This window comes from Vibrio sp. Vb1026 (assembly GCF_033338745.1).
GTDB lineage: Bacteria > Pseudomonadota > Gammaproteobacteria > Enterobacterales > Vibrionaceae > Vibrio > Vibrio alginolyticus.
Genome location: NZ_JAWOTH010000002.1, coordinates 16778 through 38314, shown reverse-complemented (window position 1 = coordinate 38314; position 21537 = coordinate 16778). Strand labels below are relative to the sequence as shown.

19 protein-coding genes and 1 tRNA gene are annotated in these 21537 nt (G+C 42.9%); 14 read left to right on the top strand and 6 right to left on the bottom strand.

The genetic code is table 11. From position 1 onward, the window contains the following. Window positions 1–369: 369 nt before the first annotated feature. From R7E47_RS04180 to R7E47_RS04170, 3 genes are all read left to right on the top strand, one after another. A complete protein-coding gene (locus R7E47_RS04180) occupies window positions 370–1338 on the top strand; it encodes a cytochrome-c peroxidase (protein WP_017820324.1) in 969 nt (322 codons plus the stop codon). Continuing rightward, window positions 1331–3688, top strand: coding sequence for an ATP-binding protein (locus tag R7E47_RS04175; RefSeq protein WP_033906457.1), 2358 nt, complete (start codon window positions 1331–1333; stop codon window positions 3686–3688). Before R7E47_RS04180 ends, R7E47_RS04175 begins: the two co-directional genes overlap by 8 nt. A 99-nt stretch (window positions 3689–3787) precedes the next feature. Then, window positions 3788–4255, top strand: a complete 468-nt coding sequence (locus R7E47_RS04170) for an OsmC family protein (protein ID WP_017820322.1) — start codon at window positions 3788–3790, stop codon at window positions 4253–4255. Window positions 4256–4331: 76 nt separating this feature from the next. On the opposite strand, the gene gdhA is transcribed toward R7E47_RS04170, so the two are convergent. Next, window positions 4332–5684, bottom strand: a complete 1353-nt coding sequence (gene gdhA, locus R7E47_RS04165) for an NADP-specific glutamate dehydrogenase (RefSeq protein ID WP_005373174.1) — start codon at window positions 5682–5684, stop codon at window positions 4332–4334. A gap of 303 nt (window positions 5685–5987) precedes the next feature. Here gdhA and R7E47_RS04160 point away from each other — a divergent pair, with 303 nt between their 5' ends. Continuing rightward, window positions 5988–6998 carry a DUF2804 domain-containing protein gene (locus R7E47_RS04160; protein ID WP_033906458.1) on the top strand — a complete coding sequence of 337 codons (1011 nt, stop codon included), beginning with the start codon at window positions 5988–5990 and terminating at the stop codon, window positions 6996–6998. 7 nt (window positions 6999–7005) lie between these two features. Then, on the top strand, window positions 7006–7863 hold the full coding sequence (locus tag R7E47_RS04155; RefSeq protein ID WP_005373167.1) for a sterol desaturase family protein: 858 nt from the start codon (window positions 7006–7008) through the stop codon (window positions 7861–7863). Window positions 7864–7878: 15 nt separating this feature from the next. Here R7E47_RS04155 and R7E47_RS04150 read toward each other — a convergent pair. Then, a tRNA-Gly gene (locus R7E47_RS04150) sits at window positions 7879–7953 on the bottom strand. Between the two features lie 371 nt (window positions 7954–8324). Here R7E47_RS04150 and R7E47_RS04145 point away from each other — a divergent pair. The 3 genes from R7E47_RS04145 to R7E47_RS04135 all read left to right on the top strand — a co-directional run bounded on the left by R7E47_RS04145 (window position 8325) and on the right by R7E47_RS04135 (window position 10099). After that, the gene (locus tag R7E47_RS04145) at window positions 8325–8843 is read left to right on the top strand and encodes a DUF4136 domain-containing protein (protein ID WP_005382627.1); all 519 of its coding nucleotides are present in this window, start codon (window positions 8325–8327) and stop codon (window positions 8841–8843) included. Window positions 8844–8930: 87 nt separating this feature from the next. Then, window positions 8931–9368 (top strand): hypothetical protein, encoded by a 438-nt coding sequence (locus R7E47_RS04140; RefSeq protein ID WP_230238006.1) that lies wholly within the window; start codon window positions 8931–8933, stop codon window positions 9366–9368. Window positions 9369–9418: 50 nt separating this feature from the next. Further along, a complete protein-coding gene (locus tag R7E47_RS04135) occupies window positions 9419–10099 on the top strand; it encodes a DedA family protein (protein WP_033906460.1) in 681 nt (226 codons plus the stop codon). 124 nt (window positions 10100–10223) lie between these two features. Here R7E47_RS04135 and R7E47_RS04130 read toward each other — a convergent pair whose 3' ends face one another. The 3 genes from R7E47_RS04130 to R7E47_RS04120 all read right to left on the bottom strand — a co-directional run bounded on the left by R7E47_RS04130 (window position 10224) and on the right by R7E47_RS04120 (window position 12062). Beyond that, the gene (locus R7E47_RS04130; protein ID WP_005373158.1) at window positions 10224–10547 is read right to left on the bottom strand and encodes a hypothetical protein; all 324 of its coding nucleotides are present in this window, start codon (window positions 10545–10547) and stop codon (window positions 10224–10226) included. An 86-nt stretch (window positions 10548–10633) separates the two neighbouring features. Beyond that, window positions 10634–11092: a hypothetical protein gene (locus R7E47_RS04125; protein ID WP_033906462.1), complete on the bottom strand. Its 459-nt coding sequence runs from the start codon at window positions 11090–11092 to the stop codon at window positions 10634–10636. A 328-nt stretch (window positions 11093–11420) separates the two neighbouring features. After that, window positions 11421–12062, bottom strand: a complete 642-nt coding sequence (locus R7E47_RS04120) for a murein L,D-transpeptidase catalytic domain family protein (RefSeq protein ID WP_005373154.1) — start codon at window positions 12060–12062, stop codon at window positions 11421–11423. 873 nt (window positions 12063–12935) lie between these two features. On the opposite strand from R7E47_RS04120, the gene R7E47_RS04115 reads away from it, so the two are divergent. Further along, window positions 12936–13511, top strand: a complete 576-nt coding sequence (locus R7E47_RS04115; protein ID WP_017635389.1) for an imm11 family protein — start codon at window positions 12936–12938, stop codon at window positions 13509–13511. 129 nt (window positions 13512–13640) lie between these two features. Here R7E47_RS04115 and R7E47_RS04110 read toward each other — a convergent pair whose 3' ends face one another. Further along, on the bottom strand, window positions 13641–16001 hold the full coding sequence (locus tag R7E47_RS04110) for an EAL domain-containing protein (RefSeq protein WP_033906465.1): 2361 nt from the start codon (window positions 15999–16001) through the stop codon (window positions 13641–13643). 472 nt (window positions 16002–16473) lie between these two features. Between R7E47_RS04110 and rbsD the strand changes: the two genes are divergently transcribed. The 5 genes from rbsD to rbsK all read left to right on the top strand — a co-directional run bounded on the left by rbsD (window position 16474) and on the right by rbsK (window position 21508). Then, window positions 16474–16893: a D-ribose pyranase gene (gene rbsD / locus R7E47_RS04105; RefSeq protein ID WP_005382620.1), complete on the top strand. Its 420-nt coding sequence runs from the start codon at window positions 16474–16476 to the stop codon at window positions 16891–16893. Window positions 16894–16916: 23 nt separating this feature from the next. Then, window positions 16917–18422 (top strand): ribose ABC transporter ATP-binding protein RbsA, encoded by a 1506-nt coding sequence (gene rbsA / locus R7E47_RS04100; RefSeq protein WP_025767874.1) that lies wholly within the window; start codon window positions 16917–16919, stop codon window positions 18420–18422. Next, complete coding sequence (gene rbsC / locus R7E47_RS04095; protein WP_005382618.1) at window positions 18419–19402, top strand: ribose ABC transporter permease; 984 nt, start codon at window positions 18419–18421, stop codon at window positions 19400–19402. Before rbsA ends, rbsC begins: the two co-directional genes overlap by 4 nt. 87 nt (window positions 19403–19489) lie before the next feature. Continuing rightward, the gene (rbsB, locus tag R7E47_RS04090) at window positions 19490–20368 is read left to right on the top strand and encodes a ribose ABC transporter substrate-binding protein RbsB (protein WP_005373143.1); all 879 of its coding nucleotides are present in this window, start codon (window positions 19490–19492) and stop codon (window positions 20366–20368) included. A 222-nt stretch (window positions 20369–20590) separates the two neighbouring features. Continuing rightward, window positions 20591–21508: a ribokinase gene (gene rbsK / locus R7E47_RS04085; RefSeq protein ID WP_053304494.1), complete on the top strand. Its 918-nt coding sequence runs from the start codon at window positions 20591–20593 to the stop codon at window positions 21506–21508. Window positions 21509–21537: the final 29 nt, after the last annotated feature.

Below are 21537 nucleotides of genomic sequence, written 5' to 3'. Positions count from 1 at the left end.
ATATATAAACGCTGTGTGAGATAGTAAACTAAAGCAAATTATTGGTAATTGTGATGTTTATGTTTATTGTTCAGCGTTTGATTAAGTTGGCCGTTATCTGTGCCGTATTCTTTACTATTTTCGATCTGATCTCGTATGGAGAGGTGACTTGGTTTCAACGGTTTTTGGCTTTTCTACACTAAACTCAGATTTCAATACGTTAGCTACTCATAAGGCGATCGATTTCTTCCTATTCGCCTTATTACTCCCTCTTCAACCAAAGCCTTAAACAAAGCAATACTTAACTCGTTTTTTCAACTTCCTGTCGGTGGAAAAAACGCCAAAATGCAACTAAATTCATATCAATGACAAGTTTAAGGTATGTAGTTGATGAGGCAATTCAGCGCAATCGCACTAGCTGTTGTAACACTCATTTTGAGCCAAACAACAACCGCAAGAAACGCGAAGATGTTAGGTGATATCTCCTTAGTTCAGCCCATACAGGGTGATCCTAATGTGGATATTAAGCTAGCGAGAATTGGCTGGCATCTCTTCCGCGATCCTCAATTATCGTCAAATGGTAATGTCAGCTGCGCGACATGCCATAATCTGCAAACCAATGGCGCTGAAAATACACCAGTCTCTACGGGGGTGAAAGGTGATGGAATTAGAAATTCTATAACAGTGTTTAATGCAGCGTTAAATTATCGTTTTTTATGGGATGGTACGGAAAACACCTTGATGGCTCAGATTGATGGTCCAATCCATAATCCAATGGAAATGGACTCAAACTGGCAAACAATAGAGCAATATGTAAAAGAGAGTGAACATTATCAAGCTCTATTTAATCGTGACGGTGAATTGCCGATTAACGTTCATAATATCAAGTCCGCTATTGTGGAGTTTGTTGAAGGGCTGCAGACGCCTGGCGCACCATTCGATGCTTACTTATTGGGTTACACGCATGTACTGAGTGAACAGCAAATCAGAGGTTGGAAAACATTTCAGACTTCAGGTTGTGTGCAGTGTCATCAGGGCAAAAATATCGGCGGAGCGATGATCCAAAGGTTCGCCTATTTCAAGGATAAGCCAGTAGTAGAGGACTCGGGCAGGCAGCTCGTTACGATAGAGGATGAAGAGCGATTCTATTTTAGAGTAGCCAGTTTACGCAATGTCGCGCTAACGAGTCCTTATTTTCATAATGGGCAAGTCGATAAGTTATCCGACGCGATACAAATCATGGCTAAAACCCAGCTCGGTATAACGATGAACGATGAGAATGTCGCGGACATTGAAGCATTCTTGCAGTCGTTGACAGCACCTAGACCCATAATTTTAGAGGTGTTGGAAAATGAATAAATTCAAACTGATCAACTTTTGCTTTTTTATTGGGATACTGACGTGCTGCACACTGGCGTATATGTCGTATATGAACTCAAAAAACGCTCAAGAATTTCATGCAGAGCTAATGAACATCGGACATGAGTTGATTGAAGAGCGTGATGTTATCGTGAACCGATATGCCGTTGAAGATAGAAAAAACTATGAGTTAACAACATCTTTAGTAGAGATAGAAATCGCAGCACAGGCACTGTTGGAATCATCAAAGGAATCAGTTTGGTTTCCCGTGACACCCAATCGTATAAAAGTTAGGGATACGCTTGAACAGTTTAAGGAGCGAGTGCTTCAAACAACGTTGAAGCTTGATATGTTAATTGGTGTTCAGGTAGAAAATCGGTATGCATTACTCATGTTGTTCAATTTATATCAGCAAGATGTTTCTATCGAGAGCGGTCAATCATTGGGTGGCAGTCGTTATTTTGAATTTCTCAACCAGTTGCTTCTAACACAAACGGAAGTTGAGAGTGAAAAGGAAGCGAACTTCCTTAAGCGGCTTCAAACGAGTGATAAAAGAATTGAATTGCTGACGAATGAACTGCTTGATCACACTTATATTGAGTTTGTCGAAAGCTCAGAGCATCGGTTACTCAATATTGCTCAAAGTGAGGCGCGTTTTACGTGGTTGTTTGTATTTATTGCGGTGATGTTTCTAGTTAGCGCGTTTGTTTATCAGTCACATCACCGAATGCATAACTTAAAACAGTTGAATCTTGAAATTGAAGAGGCGAGAAACAAAGCCGAGCGAGCGGCAAAAGCGAAATCAAATTTTCTCGCTGCAATGAGTCACGAACTAAGGACGCCGATGAATGGTGTACTAGGGCTTTCTCAAATGATTGCAGAAGAGACCAAAGAGCCGACGACGAAAGAGCACATTAGGGTTATTCTTGATTCTGGCCAGCATCTGATGACTATCCTCAACGATATTTTGGATTTTTCTAAAGTTGAAGAAAACAAACTGGAATTTGAGCAAGCTAAGTTTAAGCTCGATCAAGTGCTTTCTCCGGTGTGTAGCGCAATAAAACCACTTGTTGATGAAAAAAATATCGAGCTAATCTTGGAAAACGAGGTTTCTGAATATACTGAATTTACTGGGGATTGTGCGCGTTTACGACAGATCTTATTTAATCTCGCCGGTAACGCGGTGAAGTTTACCAATGAAGGGCATGTGCTGGTTAGAACCGAGTTAGATGAATCGAATCAGTTGTTGGTCATGCGCGTGAGCGACACTGGTATTGGTATTGCGCCAGACAAGCACGAGCATATTTTTAACTCGTTTGAGCAAGCAGACTCATCAACGACTCGAAGGTTCGGCGGAACAGGGCTTGGGTTAGCCATCGTCAAAAAACTAACCGATTTGATGGGTGGCCATATTACTCTGAAGAGTATAGAAGGCGTTGGAAGTCAATTTATCGTTGAGTTGCCGATTCCTTGGGTAGAATCTGCTCCGAAAAAGCAGCAAGAAGCACCGAAACCTCGCGCAAAATCACACCATTTAAAGATACTACTTGCTGATGATAACCGTGTGAATGCCATTGTGGCAAAAGGGTTTTGCGAAAAGCTTGGGCATGAAGTGGAAGTTGCAGAAAATGGATTAATCGCGGTTAAAAAGGCGAAAGAGAACGAGTACGACCTGATCTTGATGGACAACCATATGCCCGAGATGAATGGCGTTGAGGCGACACGCGTTATCCGACAAGAGTTAGGTATCAAGACATTACTCTTTGCGTACACAGCAGACGTATTTCGTGAAGCTCACGATAGCTTTATTGAAGCAGGAGCAGACCATGTGCTTACGAAACCGCTACAGCATGAGAGCTTTTCAGACGCTCTCAAACAGTTTGCCGCCAGACTCGAACCGAAACAGAATCCGCCACTAACGAGTGACAGCAATGTGCTTCAATTGCAACGTAAGCCAATCGAGAACTTAAGGTTAACAGAGGAAGAACTCTCCCGTTCAGGCATGTTTACTTCTTTACGAGATGAGCCAGAAGCGCTCGACGAGTTGCTAAAAAGCATTATTGTCGATTTTGAGACTTCTGTTGATGAACTTATTGAATACTTTATGGCTGAAGACTTTGCTTCATTAGAGCTGACGTTGCACAAAACGAAAGGGATGGCACTGAACCTAAGTTTACCTATTTTGGCGAGCCAAACGGAGGCCCTGGAAACTCAACTTAAAGCCAACCAAAGTCCCGAGATTGAGCAGTTGCAGATGCTGATCAATCGGTTACAGGTCAACATCCATCAGTCTCATAGACTTTTGGATGATATCCAGAAGAACAATGCCGATCCTCAACAGATTTTATAGTCCCTGTGAGTGCGATGCTTTCCTTAACTCATTTTGTTGTGGTTTACTGTGGCAAGGACGGATAGTGTTGATTCGTCGTCGGAAAATCAGGGAGTTAGAATGAGTAAGCATTCCGCTTTAATCAAATGGCATCGTAAAGCTGGCGAAGAGTTTAGTGATAATAAGTATAGTCGGGCACACATTTGGCAATTTGATGGAGGGTTGCAAGTCCCAGCATCTCCATCTCCCCACGTAGTACCATTACCACTATCCGTAGAAGAAAACGTTGATCCAGAAGAAGCGTTTGTCGCGGCACTTTCTAGTTGTCATATGCTCGTTTTCCTGTCTATTGCAGCAAAGCGACGTTATGTTGTGGACAGTTACTTCGATGAAGCGGTAGGGGAGCTTGAAAAAGGCGAAAACGGAAAAGAGTGGGTATCAAAGGTAACGTTAAACCCTAAGATAACATTTTCAGGTGAAAAACAACCGACACCATCTCAATTAGAAAAACTGCATCACATGGCCCATGAGAATTGCTTTATCGCCAACTCCGTTAAAACAGAAGTGACAACGCTTATTGCGAATTAAGTGGAGCTCTTTATCAAAAAGCGCGGCCTATTGCGGAGTTATATTAAGCCAGCAGTCATCCTGCTGGCTCGTTCATCTAGACGACACCTTGCTCAATCATTGCATCAGCGACTTTTCTAAAGCCTGCAATGTTGGCGCCTAAAACTAAATTTCCAGGTTGGCCAAACTCTTTACTGGTTTCGTTTGCATTGATGAAAATATTTTTCATGATGGTTTGCAACTGACTATCCACTTGTTCAAACGTCCAGTTTTGCATGCTGGCGTTTTGCGCCATTTCAAGTTGACTGGTTGCAACGCCGCCTGCATTGGCTGCTTTTGCAGGCCCATAAGCTATGTCCGAGTCCACGATAATATTGGCAGCATCACGGGTGGTTGGCATGTTCGCCCCTTCACTAATCAAAATACATCCGTTTTCGATAAGAGCCAGTGCGTCGTCTGACGTTAATTCATTTTGAGTCGCACAAGGGAAGGCAGCATCAGCCTGATATCGCCAAACAGCATGTCCTTCATTAGGATAGTCGCCCTCTGGTGTGTATTCTGCTTCAGGGTAAGTTTCTAAATATTCTTCTAAGCTTGCTCTTTTCACTTCTTTCAGTTGTTTTAGGAGCTTAAGATCAATACCGTGCTCATGATAGATCGTACCTCGAGAGTCGCTGCATGTAACTGGCGTTGCTCCCATATGGTACAGTTTTTCAATGGCGTAGATAGCCACGTTGCCAGCACCAGAAACGAGACAAGTTTTCCCTTTCAATGAATCGTTGCGGTCGTTGAGCATGCACTCTGCAAAATAGACGGCGCCATATCCTGTCGCTTCTTTTCTGGCGAGTGAGCCACCCCAAAGCAGACTCTTGCCTGTAAGCACACCTTCGTAGCGGCCCGTCAATCGTTTGTATTGACCAAACATATAGCCAATTTCGCGCGCCCCGACACCGATATCGCCTGCGGGCACATCGGTGGTAGGACCGATGTGACGGTACAACTCGTTCATAAATGATTGGCAAAATCGCATGATCTCGCCGTCGGATTTTCCTTTAGGATCGAAGTTTGAACCGCCTTTGCCGCCACCGATAGGAAGGCCAGTCAGTGCGTTTTTAAAAATTTGCTCAAAGCCGAGAAATTTTATGATGCTCGCATTGACTGAGTGATGGAATCTCAATCCTCCTTTGTACGGCCCCAAAGCAGAGTTGAATTCAACTCGATAACCTTTGTTTACTTGTACATTTCCAGCATCATCAACCCAAGGAACTCGAAACATGATTTGACGTTCTGGCTCGACGATCCTCTGGATAATCGCTTGTTCCTTATATTTATTATTGCCTTCTATTACCGGCGCGAGAGAAGTTAATACTTCTTCTACCGCTTGGTAAAATTCTTTTTGCGCAGGGCTACTGTGTTGCAACGCAACAATAGTATCGTGTATGTATGACATAGATTTCTTCCTTGATGTGAATAAGCAATCAGTTTATATGAATGTATTTCCATTAAATAGTGATTTTGACCAAGATTCAATGGTTGTAGTGGTCTTTCCTGCGGATGAGAATGTGCAGCTTCTAACCCAGGCTGTGTTGGTTGAGATAGGTAGGGCTAGCTAAGTAAGCGGGTGGTTGAGTGATCAGTTTCACATATAACAAGCAGAAATCACTTTAGTCGATGTTGTTGTGCAGTTACGCAAATTGTTTATGTTAACGTCATGTTAAAGTTTGTGTGTGATAACTTGTGAAAAGACAACTATATGGATGAGCTTAAGGTTCTGAACTCGTTTATTCAGCAGAATGGCCTACCAGCGTTTGGCCACCTTGATGGAATTCCAACATCGTTACAGCTAGATAAATTTACCTACCTCGATGAGATGGATAAGCCGGTGTCTAAGTGGCGCCGTTACCGCGATTATAAGCAGTTTCAGTTCGTCAATTTGGTCACACCTAATTACGTCATTGGAGTAGCGATTGCTGATATACGGTATTTAGCATCCGGCTTTTGCTACCTGTTTGATATTAAAAAGAATAAGTTGATTGAGCAACAATGGTTGAAACCTTTTAATATAGGTTATCAAACTCAGCCTTCCAGTTGGTGCAGTCTTGCCCATCTTGCTAACAAAAGAGTTCAGTTTTCTATTAAGGATGGTATTTGGCACGTCCACTTTGTGACAGAGTCAGTCAATGCGGATCTCTATTTACGTCCAGAAAATATGAGTTTGCCATTAATGTTGTGTACGCCAACAGGTTATGCGGGTTGGACATATACTCAGAAGCACAATGCGTTAGCAGTAGACGGTAACTTGTTCATATTAGGAAAAGAGCAAGATCTTTCAGAGGTGGCTGCTGGTTACGATTTTTCCGCTGGGTACATGCGGCGAGAAACAAGTTGGCGCTGGGCGAGTATCAATTGCTTTGAGGATGACAGGCGTCTGGGGTTGAACTTGGCAGCTGGCGTTAATGAAACTGGCTATTGCGAAAATGTATTGTGGATTAATGGTCAGCGTCACTTTTTGCAACCTGTGCAGTTTCAGTTTTCACGAAGTGATGAAGGGCAAAAGTGGCATATTACGTCTGAAGATAAACGAGTTAACTTACAGTTCACGCCTTTGAATCGACGCTCAGAGAAGAAAAATTTTTGGCTTCTCAAAAGTAACTTTCGTCAGTACATCGGTTATTTCTCTGGCTATATTATCGATGGAAATGGCATCAAACATCAGTTAGAAGAAGTTATGGGTCTTACTGAAGATCACTATGCAAAATGGTAGAAACACAATGGATTGGACGCAGTTGATGGACCGCCCAGAATTACTTCTGATGATTCTGGCCCCAGTTTTCTTTTTCTGCATGCTTGCCGAATATTGGTTCGGACAAAGAAGGGGACGCTTGCCTGAAAGCGCGACGTATTACTTCCCTGAAGTAGCGTGTAATTTTGTTCTTGCGGGCTTACACCAAGCGACAGACATACTCACGGGTTTACTGATTGCTCAGTTGTATTTGTGGTGGTTTGATTGGCGTTTGTTTGATATCGAAATGAGCGTCTCAGCTTTTCTTTTACTTGTTGTCCTGCAAGATTTTTTCTATTACTGGTTTCATCGGGCTAGCCATCGTATTCGTTGGATGTGGGCCGCGCACGTTGTTCATCACAGTTCGGAAAGAATGAACTTCAGTACCGCATTTCGTCAAAGTTTAATGTATCCGCTAGCGGGGATGTGGATTTTTTGGTTGCCCTTGGTGATTATTGGTTTTGAGCCAAAATGGGTTGTCTTCGTTGTGTTGTTTAATCTGGGCTTACAGTTTTTTGTTCACACCCAATCAATTCGTTCGCTCGGGCCACTAGAGTGGGTATTTAACACGCCGTCTCATCATCGCGTTCATCATGGTGTGAACCGTCAGTACATCGACAAAAATTATGCGGGTGTATTAATTATTTGGGATCGAATGTTCGGAACGTTTGAACCAGAGGTGGAAACGGTTCGGTATGGGGTTTCTAAACCTGTAAACAGCTTTAATCCCATCCGCGTGACGTTTGCAGAATGGAAAGACATGTTTTATGACGTAACTCGACCAAACTTATCATGGAAACAACGCTGCCGCCGTTTGTTCGCTCCGCCATCGGATTTTTATGAGTAAATTGGATAAAGAGATTGGAGCGGGCAGCGGGAATCGAACCCGCATCATCAGCTTGGAAGGCTGAGGTAATAGCCATTATACGATGCCCGCGCATCGATAGGACTCAGTTAATATGCCACACTGCACGAAAAAGAAAAGTCTTTTCTCATCAAATGTTTGTCAGTTGCCTAAAAAAGTAGCGGACTGATGTTAAAGTGTTCATTGTCTCTGGTTTTTTGTGGCACTCGCGATTCTGCTACTAAGCCTAGGGGCTTCCAATTAGGTCGTAAACACCGAATTCTTAGGTGTTTAGATGTTGATGATATTCAAGATTTTCTGTGTAAAGGTTAATCTCGTTTATTGAACAGTCACGTTTCATGGTCAAGACTAGATATTGAAATGATTACTTTTTACTGTTGATGCGTATGTATAACACAGGGTAATTCTGCTGAAACAGTCAGCTTAACCAAAGGAGATTTAACATGATGAGAGGTTTGATATTAGGGCTGGTGGTGATGCTGGTATCTGCTTGTACTACCGTTACAACCGATGTAGATAAACAAGCCGACTTTTCAGCTTACAGAACGTTTGACTTCGGTGCTCAGGCGGAAGCTCCTACCAGTATTGATGGTCGACGTATTGAGCAAGGGCTTGCTGAACAGCTTGAGGGTAAGGGTTTAATTAAGGTAAATAGTGGCGGTGACCTTTACGTACATCATGATATCGTAGAAGAATCCGAGCTTGTTTCTTCAGGATCGTCGGTGAGCTTTGGCTATGGCTGGAATAGCTTTGGTGTGATCACTTCAAGCCCAGAAAGATATAAAGAGCGTAAGTATGGGAAGTTGGTGGTTGAACTGGTTGATGCAAAGGCTAATCAAGTCGTTTGGAAAGGCGTTTCAAGTCGTAAACTGTCTGAGTCAATGAGCTCTGAGAAAAGAGAATCTCTCATCCAAGAAGAAATCGCGAAGATGTTTGAAAGCTACCCTTACGGTGAAAAATAATTAGTATTCTTAACGATTAAGAATACTAATTGCCAATAGCTACGCACAGGGTTAAAAGAACTTATTATTTTGGTTTTGGTTACCTTTGTGCGTACGACTCTGATTGCTTTACTCGGACTACTTTTCTGCTTGCTGGCTCCGAGCATGAGCCTGGCGCACTCACACCCAAATTTTCTTTCCTTTCATAACCAGCATATCGCTGTTGACGCTAAGTCGAAGCACTTTTCAGAACATCCTATCTCTCCAATACAACAAGACTATCCGAGTTTAAACAGCCGGAATGTAGTGAGGGTTAGCCATGCTAAGGAAATGAGCTCGAACGACGATGTAGAACCCGAATGGTTTGAAATGCTTGATGTAGCATGGTGGGCGCATCGTTCGGCAATTTACTCGATGAAGTGGCTAAAACGCATCGGCAATGAGGCTTTAGATTGTTGTATTGAATGTATTTTTACTCACTCTAAATACAGAATCGGCGTGAGAAAAGAATCGAATTTCATATACCGCTTTATACATGCTCGCTAACACATTCCATGTTTTTGCAACTTTTGGTTAATTATGCTTAGGAGCGGTTTATGTTTGATTCGATCATTCAGGTCTTGAGTGCTTTTTGGCATCAAGATTTCACGGCGTTAATGGCGCCAGGCAGTGCAGGTTTGGTTTATTTTGTTGTTGCTGTGATTATCTTTTTGGAAAGTGGTTTTATTCCTGCTGCACCTTTCCCATGCGACAGTGTCGTCGTACTATCCGGTACGCTGGCGGCGGTTAGCGTCCTTGACCCAATTATGATCATGTTGGTGATAGCTGTTAGTGCGGGGTTGGGAAGTTGGGCGGCTTATTTACAAGGCAAGTGGCTAAATCGCTTACCTAAGGTCCAAGGCTGGGTGAGTGCGGTTCCTCAAAAGCGTTTGGAACAAGTCGACGTATTACTCAGTAAACATGGATTGGTTGCGCTTTTGTGCGCGCGGTTTATTCCGGTTGTTCGTTCCCTATTGCCATTAATGATGGGGTTGCGAGTGAAACGTATTAGTAAATTCCATTACTTTGCGTGGCTGAGTGCGATTTTATGGACGCTGATATTATGCGGTTTTGGTTCATTACTTCCTTTGCTACCGGAAAATATGAGCAAAGCAATCACAATGCTATTAATGGCGGCACCAATAATTACTCTTGTGATTGGAGTGCTTAGTTTCTTGTTTGTTAAAGCACGTCGAGCGTTCTGTAAACCCAAGGATGTGTCTGAGTTTTCTCAGTAAGTTTACTTGATTTGCACTTTTAAGCTTGTATGCAGATTAGACATCTAATCGACAGGTTTTTATCAGTAAAAAGAAAGGCGCATACATTGCGCCTTTCTTTTTGAGTGTCGTTAGGGTTTCGAATTTAATAGCCAATGCTATATAAGTATTCGCCAACTTCTTTGCACTGAGACTTGTAGATGTTCTCTACTTCAGACTCATTCTTATCTGCTGCTTTAAATTCAAGTTCGGCAGACGATAGCTGGTCAAAGCTGTAGTCTCTCTCAGACATTAAGTAGTGTCTGAACATCGCTCTGTGTTCCGGAACTGCAATACGTGCGTTAGAAACGTTGGCACACTCTAACAGAGTGTCGTTACTCATTTCTTCTGGCTTAGTTTCTGTGTTTGCTAAGGTTGAGCCCGCTGCAAATAGTAATGCTAGTGCGATGGTTGTAGCGATTCTTGTCATTATATGGACCTCAAATTGGTTCTAGTAACAATGAGCATATTGGCTCTTATCGTTACATTTTCGTGTTCTCTGTATGTCATAAAAAGTTAAACAACAGAGAAGGCGTTGCGACCATGAGTAAAGACGTACATTAAGTTCGCTTCCTTTCTTCCTGAGAGGCGATAAAGAGAGCGTTGACTCATGAGTCCGCCATAACTGTCTAGAGGTAAGCGAGATGCTTGTTTTGCCAACTCCAGTAGTGGTGGAGAAGAGAAAGCAATAAGTAAAAAATAATCAGGAGTAAAATCTGATGATAAAACGCCATCAGTAGCTGATGTTCGGCGACAGGAGACAAGCCCGAACAACTCGCGCTTTATATGTAGGTAGTAACTTTCTGAACCCCAAGAGCTCAGAGAAGCTGAGGCATGAAAATCAGTGTGTGCTAGCTCAAAATCGTCTTGTTGAGAGAGTTTAAGTAGGCGCTCGGAAGTGTAATGTTTGGTGTGGTGCCACTCATGCGCATATGAAGCTGTGATGAGCCCTGAGAGCAGGGAAAAAGAAAGCATCAATAATATACGGTGTAGATAACGCAAGAAGTAACCCTAAACATATAAAGCCACAGTTACCCACCATGATTAAGGAATCTTAGTGGAACTATGATAACGATGAAAGCCAGTGTCTGATCAACTCAGCGTATACTAACGAGATGGAAGGGGGATGAACAGAGTTTTCTGATCGCACTTAGGTATATCAGCGAATAACACAATAGTTTTCGCTTTCGAGTAAGCGAAAATGGAAAGAGAGTCGTTGCACAAGGACGATTAAGCTAACAGGATTATTACTGGGGAAGAAATAGAATCTTCTTTTTTCTTCCCCATATGTATCGCATCGGTATTACGCGCTTGCGTAAATAACGCTGCCGCCTTTTATAGTGTCAATGATCTCGCGAGACAACTTCTCTGGCAAAGCAGGGCAACCCCAACTGCGTCCGAGGTATCCATTCTTCTTGATGAAGGAAGGGTTTGCGTAATCGGCACCGTGCACGACAATGTAACGCTCGCGAGCTTTGTCGTTTAATCCAGAGCTTAGCCCATCTAATCGAAGTGAATAGCCATTTGAGCCGTAGTAAGTGGTATCAGTCAAAAAAGTGCCCAATGATGTTTTTCGCGAGTTTACGACATTTGAAAACTGTGTCGCTGTTTTCTTTCCGCTGTTCACGCCGTGAGAAACATACGTATTGTAGATTAGCTTCTTTTTATCTAAATCAACCACATAAAAACGCTTTTCAGTTGATGGTTTACTATAGTCGATGATCGTTAGTACCGACTTCTTTCTATCGGGTGTCTTCTGATAAGCGATGTAAGCGTCACTGAACAACTTAAAGTCTACTATGCCATCTAGCTTGGCTTGTTTAAACACATGTTCAACTTGCTTTGGTCGTAAATGATCCCTGGGTTCGTTATCTGATTGTTTTGCAAAAGCAAAAGGTGAGACAGACAACAGCGCACATGTAAATAATAAAATTAACTTTTTCATCTTGGCTAAATAAAACTCTATGGTGTTACAAATTTACCGATTGCTTCATGCATTCGTTAAAACAACATGCACATCAATATAATTCTATTCCCAATGTTTCTTATTGCACGCTTAGGTGCTTGATATTGGGTTGACGATAAGTTTTCGAGTTAAAAACTAACTAATTGAAACTTATAAAAAATATGAAGTTTAACGATGATTTCTATAAACTTCGGCGTAAATAATATCTGATATATGTAATTAATAAAACTGTGTTTAAGGATATTTGTGAAGTTGCTAATTTATAAAAACGGCGTTTTATTTTTCGTACTTTAGAAACTCTTTTTATTTCAATGTGTTTTCTTTTTCTACGCTTTATCCAATACCTCAAAAGTTTGTGATTTAACTCGTAACAAATCGTAACGCCGAATCGTTATGTGTATAAGTGCATTTATAATGTATGAATAAACAACAGGGTGGTAAGAAAAGGCAGTAAAACAGCAGTGAATCGGTTGTTTTTAATTCACGATTGACAAAGCTAAGTCTAAGTCGTTCAAAAATTGAACTTGTGAATGTGTCGTTTAAGTGAGAGTGATGAGCTCGACAAAAGTGAAGTGACGCGTGCTATTGTTTATTCTCTAATTTATTCGATTACATAAGGAAGGGTACATAGTAAAAATTGAAAAAATAATTCTATCGTGTGGATTAAAGTATATAAATAATAAAACTTCGAAATTAAAAGATAAGAGCGCCAGATATTAATTCATTAAATTTTTGAACATGAAAGTAAACTCTATCTATTATGTTTGGTTTGGTTTGGTTTGGTTTGGGTTGATTTGGTGTGAAAGCGCTCGTCTCATTAAGAAAAACGCTCAAAATTATTTAAGGACGGTTATGACAGCATTTAATAAAGTGTTTATTGTCACTCCCAATGTTAATGATTTTGCAATGTTGCAAGAGTCGCCATTGGAAATGTCTCTTCAAGTAACGGCAAGCAAACCTATCCAACTCTATGGAGAGTCTGTTAAAGCCAGTTGGAAAAGTATTGATATTGAATGGTTAGACGTTATGGGTGAAAAGCCATTGCCCAGGCCTGATATTGCAGCATGGGGATCTTTTACTCTTGCTGTATCCGCTTCTATTGCGGATAAGCTCGATGTGTTGAGCGAGAATGTCGAATTTTTACCATTAAATCTACAAGGAAAGCCTTGGCGAGCATTAAACATTGTCACTCAAATTGATGCCATTGATACCTCTGCTACCGAGTATAATCTTCGTCATGGTAAGCTAAGTCGTGCTAGACCGTTTAAGAAACTCGTTTTGAATAGAGAAGCCGTTAATGAATCTGACTTGTTCAGAGTAAAAGGTGCTGGGCTCAGAACGTTTTGCACGGACAAAAAAGGTGGCTTGTACGATAGCGTCAAAGCGCTGAATTTGACCGGTTTGGATTTCAAGGAAGTGCTGGTTTAAAAACGAATAAATAGTGATTTACTCAACTAAAGTCATAGAGATAGGTATGGGGGAACAAAAGCTGAGCATCTATCAATGAAGCTCATATACAGCCGCCACAGTTGTGACTGCTGTACGTCTCCCCTTAACTTATGTTCTTGAAACCCTAATTGAGCTGACCATGGACGCATCAAATCGACTGTCGTCATTTGCCGATTGCCACCACAAGCTCAATTGTTCTTTAGTCATTGGTTTACCAAATAAATAGCCTTGCATATAGTCGCAGCGGTATGCCGATAGCCATTCATGCATCATATTGTGTTCAATACCTTCTGCTGTAACCGTTTTATTTTGGGCATGGCATAGCTCAATAATAGGTTTGATCACATGGCCGTTGTTGGTGTTCATCAATGTAACGAGGAACTCTCGATCAAATTTGATTTTTTGAACCGGATACTGAACGAGCTGAGTTAACGATGTGTAACCAGAACCAAAGTCATCAATTGCAAGACGGTAGCCACGTTTTGATAGCTCATCAAGTAGAGCCGTGCCTTGTTGTTCTGCGGCAAAGGTTTCGGTTATTTCTATCTCAATACATTCTGGTTTAACACTGTGCAGTGTCGCTTGTTCATGGATGTAGTTTGCCATTTCTATCGAGTTTAGCTCTGCTGATGAAAGATTGACCGAAAGAACAATATCCTTACCGAAAATATTCCTTAATTGATGGTATTCCGCCGTTGCATTGGCGAAAACCCAGCGGTCAATTTTATCAAATAATCCGGCTTGCTCTGCAATTGGAATAAACTCCTTTGGGGGGATAGGGCCGATACCTTCGGCTTCCCAGCGCAACAAGACTTCTAACCCCTCAATTTCGTTGCTTCGATTGTTCATATAGGGTTGAAAAACAAGGTGGAATTCTTCCTCTACATTGCTTTTTCGGAGCGCACGTTCAAGCTGACTTCGTCTTTGAGACTCAATATTGAGAGCGGCTGAATAATAGGCGTATTGATTTTTCCCTGCCCGTTTTGCTTGATACATAGCCGCATCGGCACTGGAGAGTAACTTCGCGATGTCAGTACCGTCTTGAGGATATTGTGCAATACCTACGCTTGCCGTAACGGGAAATGAATTACTCCAAGATGAACTGAGATTACTAATCGGTTTTAGTAACTCTGATGCAAGCAAATCAGGCAAGCGTTTTACCTCTTGATTTGAGCTCAGCAAAATTGCAAATTCGTCACCAGACAACCTGGCGGCAAAGCAGGGGCTGTTGTAATCGTGCGAGAACTTTTGACAAGCATTCTTGATGTGTGATGAGAACACTTTTAATAAGTTATCTCCCAATTCATGCCCGTATTTATCATTCACGTATTTAAAGTTATCAAGATCGACGTAAACAACCCACAGAAACTGCGAAGGGGAGATAAGTTCACGAGTGGCAAGCTCATGAAAACGATGGCGATTGGCGAGTTGCGTCAGGTGATCCGTTTCAGCTAGGCGTTTTGTCTTTTTATAGATGACATTAAGTTCCTCATACATATCAAAAAAGCGTGCAGAGAGGCGTCCTATTTCATCGTTTGTTTCTAGCTTTTCAATATTGTCACGTTGATTAGATTCAAGTTCGTTCAGCTGCTTATCAAGGCGAGAAACAGGGCGCAACACATAGCGGTACAACACCAAAATGATTAATGTGATAGTGAAAAACGCCGCTACGCCAAAGGAGAAAGCAAGTTCTAGCCACACTTTATCGACTTTATTCCACATTAAATATTCGGCAGGAGAAAGCACGGCATAAAAGTGCGGCAGCAGCTCAATGGTTTGAGCGAGAGAAATATCAAGATAAATGGGTTTGTCGGCGAAAGTAATCACGCTGTGTGTGTCAAACTCGATTTCATGCTTAATCTCGTTAAAGGCTTCAAGTGATACGGAAACTACCACAAAAAACACATTTTTCGAGTCAAAGCTCAAAGGGTGAGTCCCCGTTCTTTTGTCGACGACCTCATATTGAAGAAGAATGCTTTGTCCACTGGAGTTATAAATAAAGCCAGTGTGACTGAAAGCCTCTCTCTCATTGAAACTTCGTGATATGTACTCTAACACCTTTGGGTCGACCACGCCCGATGATTCGTAATATTTGTTTTCTGTGTAGTAGAGAAGGTTTTGTTTGCCGTCGAGGATCGCCATGCTCGCATCGCCTTTGTAACCATGGCTCAATACTTCAGCGGTCTCGTCTAATCGGTTAAACAAGACTCGTTCACGATAGGGGTTGTTATGATTTACCAAATAGTCTTGTAATACATCACTTTTACTGAGCGTATAGGCATAGCTATTAAGAAAAATATTCGCTTGTCGAAACTGCCCGGCGAGCTTTTCCATCTGCAACTGAATATAGCTGTCTTCCCGCTTGATGAGCGTCACTTTTTGAATGCTATAAATAATATAGCTAGATACTAACGCGCTTAATAAGATCACTGGCGCGACAAGCAAAATGACTCTATTGCTTAACTTCATTATGGTTCTTAGTTTCCGTTTGTGTCCCTACAAACGTCGCGTACCAGGTAAGGTACTGAACGGATGATGTGTTTTGGCAAATTGTAACCAGATTGTAAGGTGAGCGTTCTCCAAAATCAGGCAGCTATCTAAGAATTGTGATGACGTGAAAGGTTTCGAGCTTATTAACTAGAGGTTTTCTCAGTAGTTGGACGTCTCTTTTCCTCCCTCCCTGTATAAAACCTAACTGTAATGACAGGGAAATACTGTCATCGAAACGTTTCGATGATAAAGTGTGACTTAAGTGCACTTTTCCTATTCAATGACAATTGAATTACAGATCATTCTCACACCTTATCGATCTCACACTGGTCAAATTGCGATGACGAATTATTATTTCATCGAAACGTTTCGATGAGTTTTCTGTTAATAACAAAACACTTTAAAACAGGCGCTCATGGTTGTATGAACGTGTAACCGAAAGGTCGATGAGATGAAAAAAAGTACCCTAATTAACTCAGATATTTCTTACTTGGTGGCGACGCTAGGCCACACCGACGAGATCACGATATGTGATGCTGGTCTACCAATCCCAGAGCATGTTCAGCGAATCGATTTGGCGCTAACGCATGGGGTACCAAGTTTTCTTGATACTGTTCGCGTAATTCTATCTGAGTCCCAAATCGAAGGGGTCATCATTGCGGAAGAGTTCTCTGATGCAAGCCCAGTTTTGCATGAAGCGTTGCTCAACGAACTGAGCAAAGAGAGTGAAGAAACGGGCAAATCTATTGAGGTGAGCTACGTGTCACATGAAGCGTTTAAAGCACGCACGGCCCAAAGTCGCGCTATCGTAAGAACGGGCGAATGCTCGCCATATGCGAACGTTATTTTCCAAGCGGGCGTGGTTTTTTAAGCCAGAGATATTGAGGACAGATTATGACTCAAGCCATTCTACAACTAAGCGAAATTGAGAAGGCGTTTCCGGGCGTAAAAGCACTCGACAAAGCAAGCCTGAATGTTTATCCAGGCCGTGTGATGGCGCTGATGGGTGAAAATGGAGCAGGCAAGTCAACGTTAATGAAGGTGTTGACAGGCATTTACCACATGGATGCGGGGAGCATTCAATATCAAGGTCAGCCGGCGGCCTTTAAAGGTCCACGCGATTCACAGGAAGCTGGTATTAGCATTATTCACCAAGAGCTGAACCTGATTCCTGAACTGACGATTGCCGAAAATATTTACTTGGGACGAGAGTTCACTGGCTCCTTAGGGCGTATCCAGTGGGGCAAAATGTATGACGAAGCTGACAAGCTTTTAAAACGTCTGAATGTAAAGCACTCATCAAAAACATTGCTTGGCGATTTAAGCCTTGGTGAACAACAAATGGTGGAAATTGCAAAGGCACTTTCGTTTGAGTCGAAAGTCATCATTATGGATGAGCCAACGGACGCATTGACCGATACCGAAACGGAATCACTGTTTAAAGTGATTAATGAGCTTCGTGCTCAAGGATGCGGCATCGTATACATCTCGCATCGTCTTAAAGAAATCTTTGAAATCTGTGATGATATTACGGTGCTTCGTGATGGTAAGTTTATCGGTGAGTGCAAGGTGTCCGACACTGATGAAGATGGCCTAATTGAAATGATGGTTGGCCGAAAATTAGAAGAGCAATATCCACGTATTGATGTCCAACATGGCGAAACTTGTCTTGAAGTCATTGGTTTGACTGGGTCTGGCGTTCAGGATGTGAGCTTTACTCTCAAGCGTGGTGAGATTCTTGGAATTTCTGGCTTGATGGGCGCAGGCCGCACTGAACTCATGAAAGTCATTTACGGCGCATTACCTAGTGAGCATGGTGTTATCAATCTTGATAACAAAACTATTAACCCGGTTAGCCCGCAAGATGGCTTGGCAAATGGTATCGCTTACATCTCTGAAGATCGCAAAGGCGATGGTTTGGTTTTAGGTCTTTCGGTTAAGGAGAACATGTCACTTTGTTCGCTAAACCAGCTGACCAAAGGCTTCCAGATTCAACACAGCGACGAAGTGATTGCTGTGGAAGATTTTATTAAGTTATTCAACATTAAAACCCCAACGCGAGATCAAATCATCGGCAACTTATCTGGTGGTAACCAGCAAAAAGTTGCGATAGCGAAAGGGTTAATGACGAAACCTAAAGTTCTGATTCTGGATGAGCCGACACGTGGTGTTGATGTCGGAGCAAAAAAAGAGATTTATCAGCTCATCAACAAGTTTAAGGCCGAAGGCATGAGCATCATCTTGGTTTCTTCCGAGATGCCTGAAGTGCTCGGCATGAGCGACCGTATTTTAGTGATGCATGAAGGTCGTATCACTGGCGAATTTGATGCGAAAGACGCCGATCAAGAAAAATTACTCGCCTGTGCCGTAGGCAAAGAGATCAATGAGGAAGCAGCATGAGTACGAATACCATGAGCAAACCAACCGAAACTGGCAACAAGAAGTTGTTCACAAAAGAGTGGCTGATTGAGCAAAAATCACTGATAGCTTTGATCTTTCTGATCGTTGTTGTGTCATTTTTGAACCCGAACTTTTTTACGGTCGACAACATTCTCAACATTCTTCGTCAAACCTCCGTGAATGCCATTATCGCAGTGGGTATGACATTAGTTATTTTAACAGCAGGCATCGACTTAAGTGTTGGTTCGGTATTGGCATTGTGTGGTGCCTTTGCGGCAAGCATGATTGCGCTTGAGGTTCCGGTGCTAGTGGCGGTTCCAACTGCTTTAGTCGCAGGTGCAGCGTTAGGTGCGATCAGCGGTATCATTATTGCGAAGGGTAAGGTGCAGGCATTTATCGCTACGCTGGTTACCATGACGTTACTACGTGGTGTGACCATGGTGTACACCGAAGGTCGACCAATCTCGACAGGCTTTACTGACACCGCAGATGCGTTTGCATGGTTTGGTACTGGCTACGCGCTAGGCATTCCGGTTCCTGTTTGGTTAATGGTGGTTGTGTTCGCAGCGGCTTGGTATTTACTTAACCACACGCGCTTTGGTCGCTATGTTTACGCACTAGGCGGCAACGAGTCTGCGACTCGCCTATCAGGTATCAATGTAGACCGAGTGAAGATTGGTGTCTACGCCATCTGCGGTATGCTAGCAGCGCTTGCAGGTATTATCGTAACGTCTCGTCTTTCTTCGGCGCAGCCAACAGCGGGTATGGGCTACGAGCTAGACGCTATCGCAGCGGTTGTTCTTGGCGGTACCAGCTTGATGGGCGGTAAAGGTCGTATCATGGGTACCTTGATTGGTGCGCTGATCATCGGTTTCTTGAACAATGCACTTAACCTACTTGATGTTTCTTCCTACTACCAAATGATTGCAAAAGCAGTGGTTATCTTGCTGGCGGTATTGGTAGACAACAAAAACAAGTAATTCATAACAATCTGTATATATAAAACAGTGAATACAAACCGAGTCAGGGGACGTGTACTGGCTCACCCTACACAAAGGACTAGAACGATGAAAAAACTTGCAACTCTTATCTCTGCTGCACTTCTTTCTTCAACCGTATCGGTAGCGGCGCAAGCTCAAGATACCATGGCGATTGTGGTTTCGACGCTAAACAACCCGTTCTTCGTAACGATGAAAGACGGTGCGGAAGCAAAAGCGAAAGAATTGGGGTACGACTTAATTGTACTGGACTCGCAAAATGACCCGAGTAAAGAACTGTCGAACATCGAGGATTTAAGTATTCGCGGCGTAAAAGCAATTCTTATCAACCCAACGGATTCTGATGCAGTGTCTAATGCAATTCGTATGGCGAACCGTTCTAAGATCCCTGTGTTGACATTAGACCGTGGTGCAAGCCGTGGTGAAGTCGTGAGTCACATCGCGTCGGACAACGTAATTGGTGGTGAAATGGCAGGCCACTACATCATGGAAAAAGTCGGCGAAAAAGCAAAAGTCATTCAACTTGAAGGTATTGCGGGCACATCGGCAGCGCGTGAGCGCGGTGAAGGCTTTATGAATGCCGTGAAGGGCAGCGATATGGATCTTCTTGCTAGCCAACCGGCTGACTTTGACCGCACGAAAGGTCTAAACGTAATGGAAAATCTGCTAGCGGCTAACCCGGATGTACAAGCGGTATTTGCACAGAATGATGAAATGGCGCTAGGTGCACTTCGCGCAGTTCAAGCTTCTGGCAAAGATGTCGTTATCGTTGGTTTTGATGGTACGGAAGACGGCATTGCAGCAGTTAACCGTGGCAAACTAGCGGCAACTATTGCTCAGCAACCAGACCTTATCGGTGCTTTAGGTGTTGAAACGGCTGACAAAGTTTTGAAAGGTGAAGAAGTAGAAGAGTACATCCCAGTACCACTAAAAGTAGTCACTAAGTAAGTTTTAAGTTCAATAAATCATCCTAATTTTTGCTCTCTCCTCCGTTTATATCTGTCGTTTAGGAGGTGAGGGCAAACTTACCCAAAATACTGCAAAGTGTGGGGTATAGATGCCTTTGGCTTTTTATCGAGACTCCTTCATCAGGAAGAGAAGTTAAAGTCATCTAATGTATTTTCCTAAACAGTTTTTAAAAAGGGTTCATTCAGAACCGAGGATAACCGTATGAATAAGTTAGTGGTGTTAGGTAGTGTAAACGCTGACCATGTTCTTCAAGTGCCTTCTTTCCCTCGCCCAGGCGAGACGCTGCATGGTCGCAACTATCAAGTTATCCCAGGTGGCAAAGGTGCCAACCAAGCCGTCGCGGCGGCGCGATTAAATGCAGACATAGGTTTTATCGCTTGTGTGGGCGACGACTCATTCGGCATTAACATTCGCGAAAACTTCAAAATGGACGGCATCGATATCACTGGTGTGAAGATGCAGCCAAATTGCCCGACAGGTATCGCGATGATTCAAGTGTCGGACAGTGGTGAGAACAGCATTTGCATTTCAGCTGAAGCAAACGCCAAACTGACAGCAGAAGCGATTGAGCCAGATTTAGAGCGTATTCGCCAAGCAGATTACTTGTTAATGCAATTGGAAACGCCGATGTGCGGCATTGAGAAAGCTGCGCGTGTAGCGAAAGATGCCAAAACCAATGTCATTCTGAACCCAGCGCCAGCTCGCGAACTGTCAGATGAATTACTGTCTTGCATTGACGTGATTACACCAAATGAAACGGAAGCTGAAGTTCTGACAGGTATTACTGTAACAGACAACGAAAGCGCGCAAGAAGCGGCGAATGAGCTACATGGTAAAGGTATAGAAATTGTCATGATCACACTCGGTGCAAAAGGCGTTTGGCTAAGCCAAAACGGTCGAGGCGAAATCATCTCGGGTTTCCGCGTTGAAGCGACGGATACTACCGCAGCGGGCGATACATTTAATGGGGCATTCGTCACTGGTCTCCTAGAAGATTTACCTTTAGAATCAGCGATTAAGTTTGCACATGCGGCGGCTGCAATTTCTGTGACCCGCTTTGGCGCGCAAACGTCGATTCCAACCCGCGAAGAGGTGGACGCGTTTCTCGCTGAACAATAAGGCGCACAATGCCTCATTAAAATAGGAGT

Excerpts from the sequence above, each read along its gene's own strand:
- rbsK (WP_053304494.1), top strand. The coding sequence starts at position 20,591 with ATGAATAAGTTAGTGGTGTTAGGTAGTGTAAACGCTGACCATGTTCTT.
- R7E47_RS04160 (WP_033906458.1), top strand. The coding sequence starts at position 5,988 with ATGGATGAGCTTAAGGTTCTGAACTCGTTTATTCAGCAGAATGGCCTA.
- R7E47_RS04145 (WP_005382627.1), top strand. The coding sequence starts at position 8,325 with ATGATGAGAGGTTTGATATTAGGGCTGGTGGTGATGCTGGTATCTGCT.
- rbsB (WP_005373143.1), top strand. The coding sequence starts at position 19,490 with ATGAAAAAACTTGCAACTCTTATCTCTGCTGCACTTCTTTCTTCAACC.
- R7E47_RS04170 (WP_017820322.1), top strand. The coding sequence starts at position 3,788 with ATGAGTAAGCATTCCGCTTTAATCAAATGGCATCGTAAAGCTGGCGAA.
- R7E47_RS04135 (WP_033906460.1), top strand. The coding sequence starts at position 9,419 with ATGTTTGATTCGATCATTCAGGTCTTGAGTGCTTTTTGGCATCAAGAT.
- R7E47_RS04175 (WP_033906457.1), top strand. The coding sequence starts at position 1,331 with ATGAATAAATTCAAACTGATCAACTTTTGCTTTTTTATTGGGATACTG.
- R7E47_RS04120 (WP_005373154.1), bottom strand. The coding sequence starts at position 12,062 with ATGAAAAAGTTAATTTTATTATTTACATGTGCGCTGTTGTCTGTCTCA.
- gdhA (WP_005373174.1), bottom strand. The coding sequence starts at position 5,684 with ATGTCATACATACACGATACTATTGTTGCGTTGCAACACAGTAGCCCT.
- R7E47_RS04110 (WP_033906465.1), bottom strand. The coding sequence starts at position 16,001 with ATGAAGTTAAGCAATAGAGTCATTTTGCTTGTCGCGCCAGTGATCTTA.
- R7E47_RS04130 (WP_005373158.1), bottom strand. The coding sequence starts at position 10,547 with ATGACAAGAATCGCTACAACCATCGCACTAGCATTACTATTTGCAGCG.
- R7E47_RS04155 (WP_005373167.1), top strand. The coding sequence starts at position 7,006 with ATGGATTGGACGCAGTTGATGGACCGCCCAGAATTACTTCTGATGATT.
- rbsC (WP_005382618.1), top strand. The coding sequence starts at position 18,419 with ATGAGTACGAATACCATGAGCAAACCAACCGAAACTGGCAACAAGAAG.
- R7E47_RS04125 (WP_033906462.1), bottom strand. The coding sequence starts at position 11,092 with ATGCTTTCTTTTTCCCTGCTCTCAGGGCTCATCACAGCTTCATATGCG.
- rbsA (WP_025767874.1), top strand. The coding sequence starts at position 16,917 with ATGACTCAAGCCATTCTACAACTAAGCGAAATTGAGAAGGCGTTTCCG.
- R7E47_RS04180 (WP_017820324.1), top strand. The coding sequence starts at position 370 with ATGAGGCAATTCAGCGCAATCGCACTAGCTGTTGTAACACTCATTTTG.
- R7E47_RS04115 (WP_017635389.1), top strand. The coding sequence starts at position 12,936 with ATGACAGCATTTAATAAAGTGTTTATTGTCACTCCCAATGTTAATGAT.
- rbsD (WP_005382620.1), top strand. The coding sequence starts at position 16,474 with ATGAAAAAAAGTACCCTAATTAACTCAGATATTTCTTACTTGGTGGCG.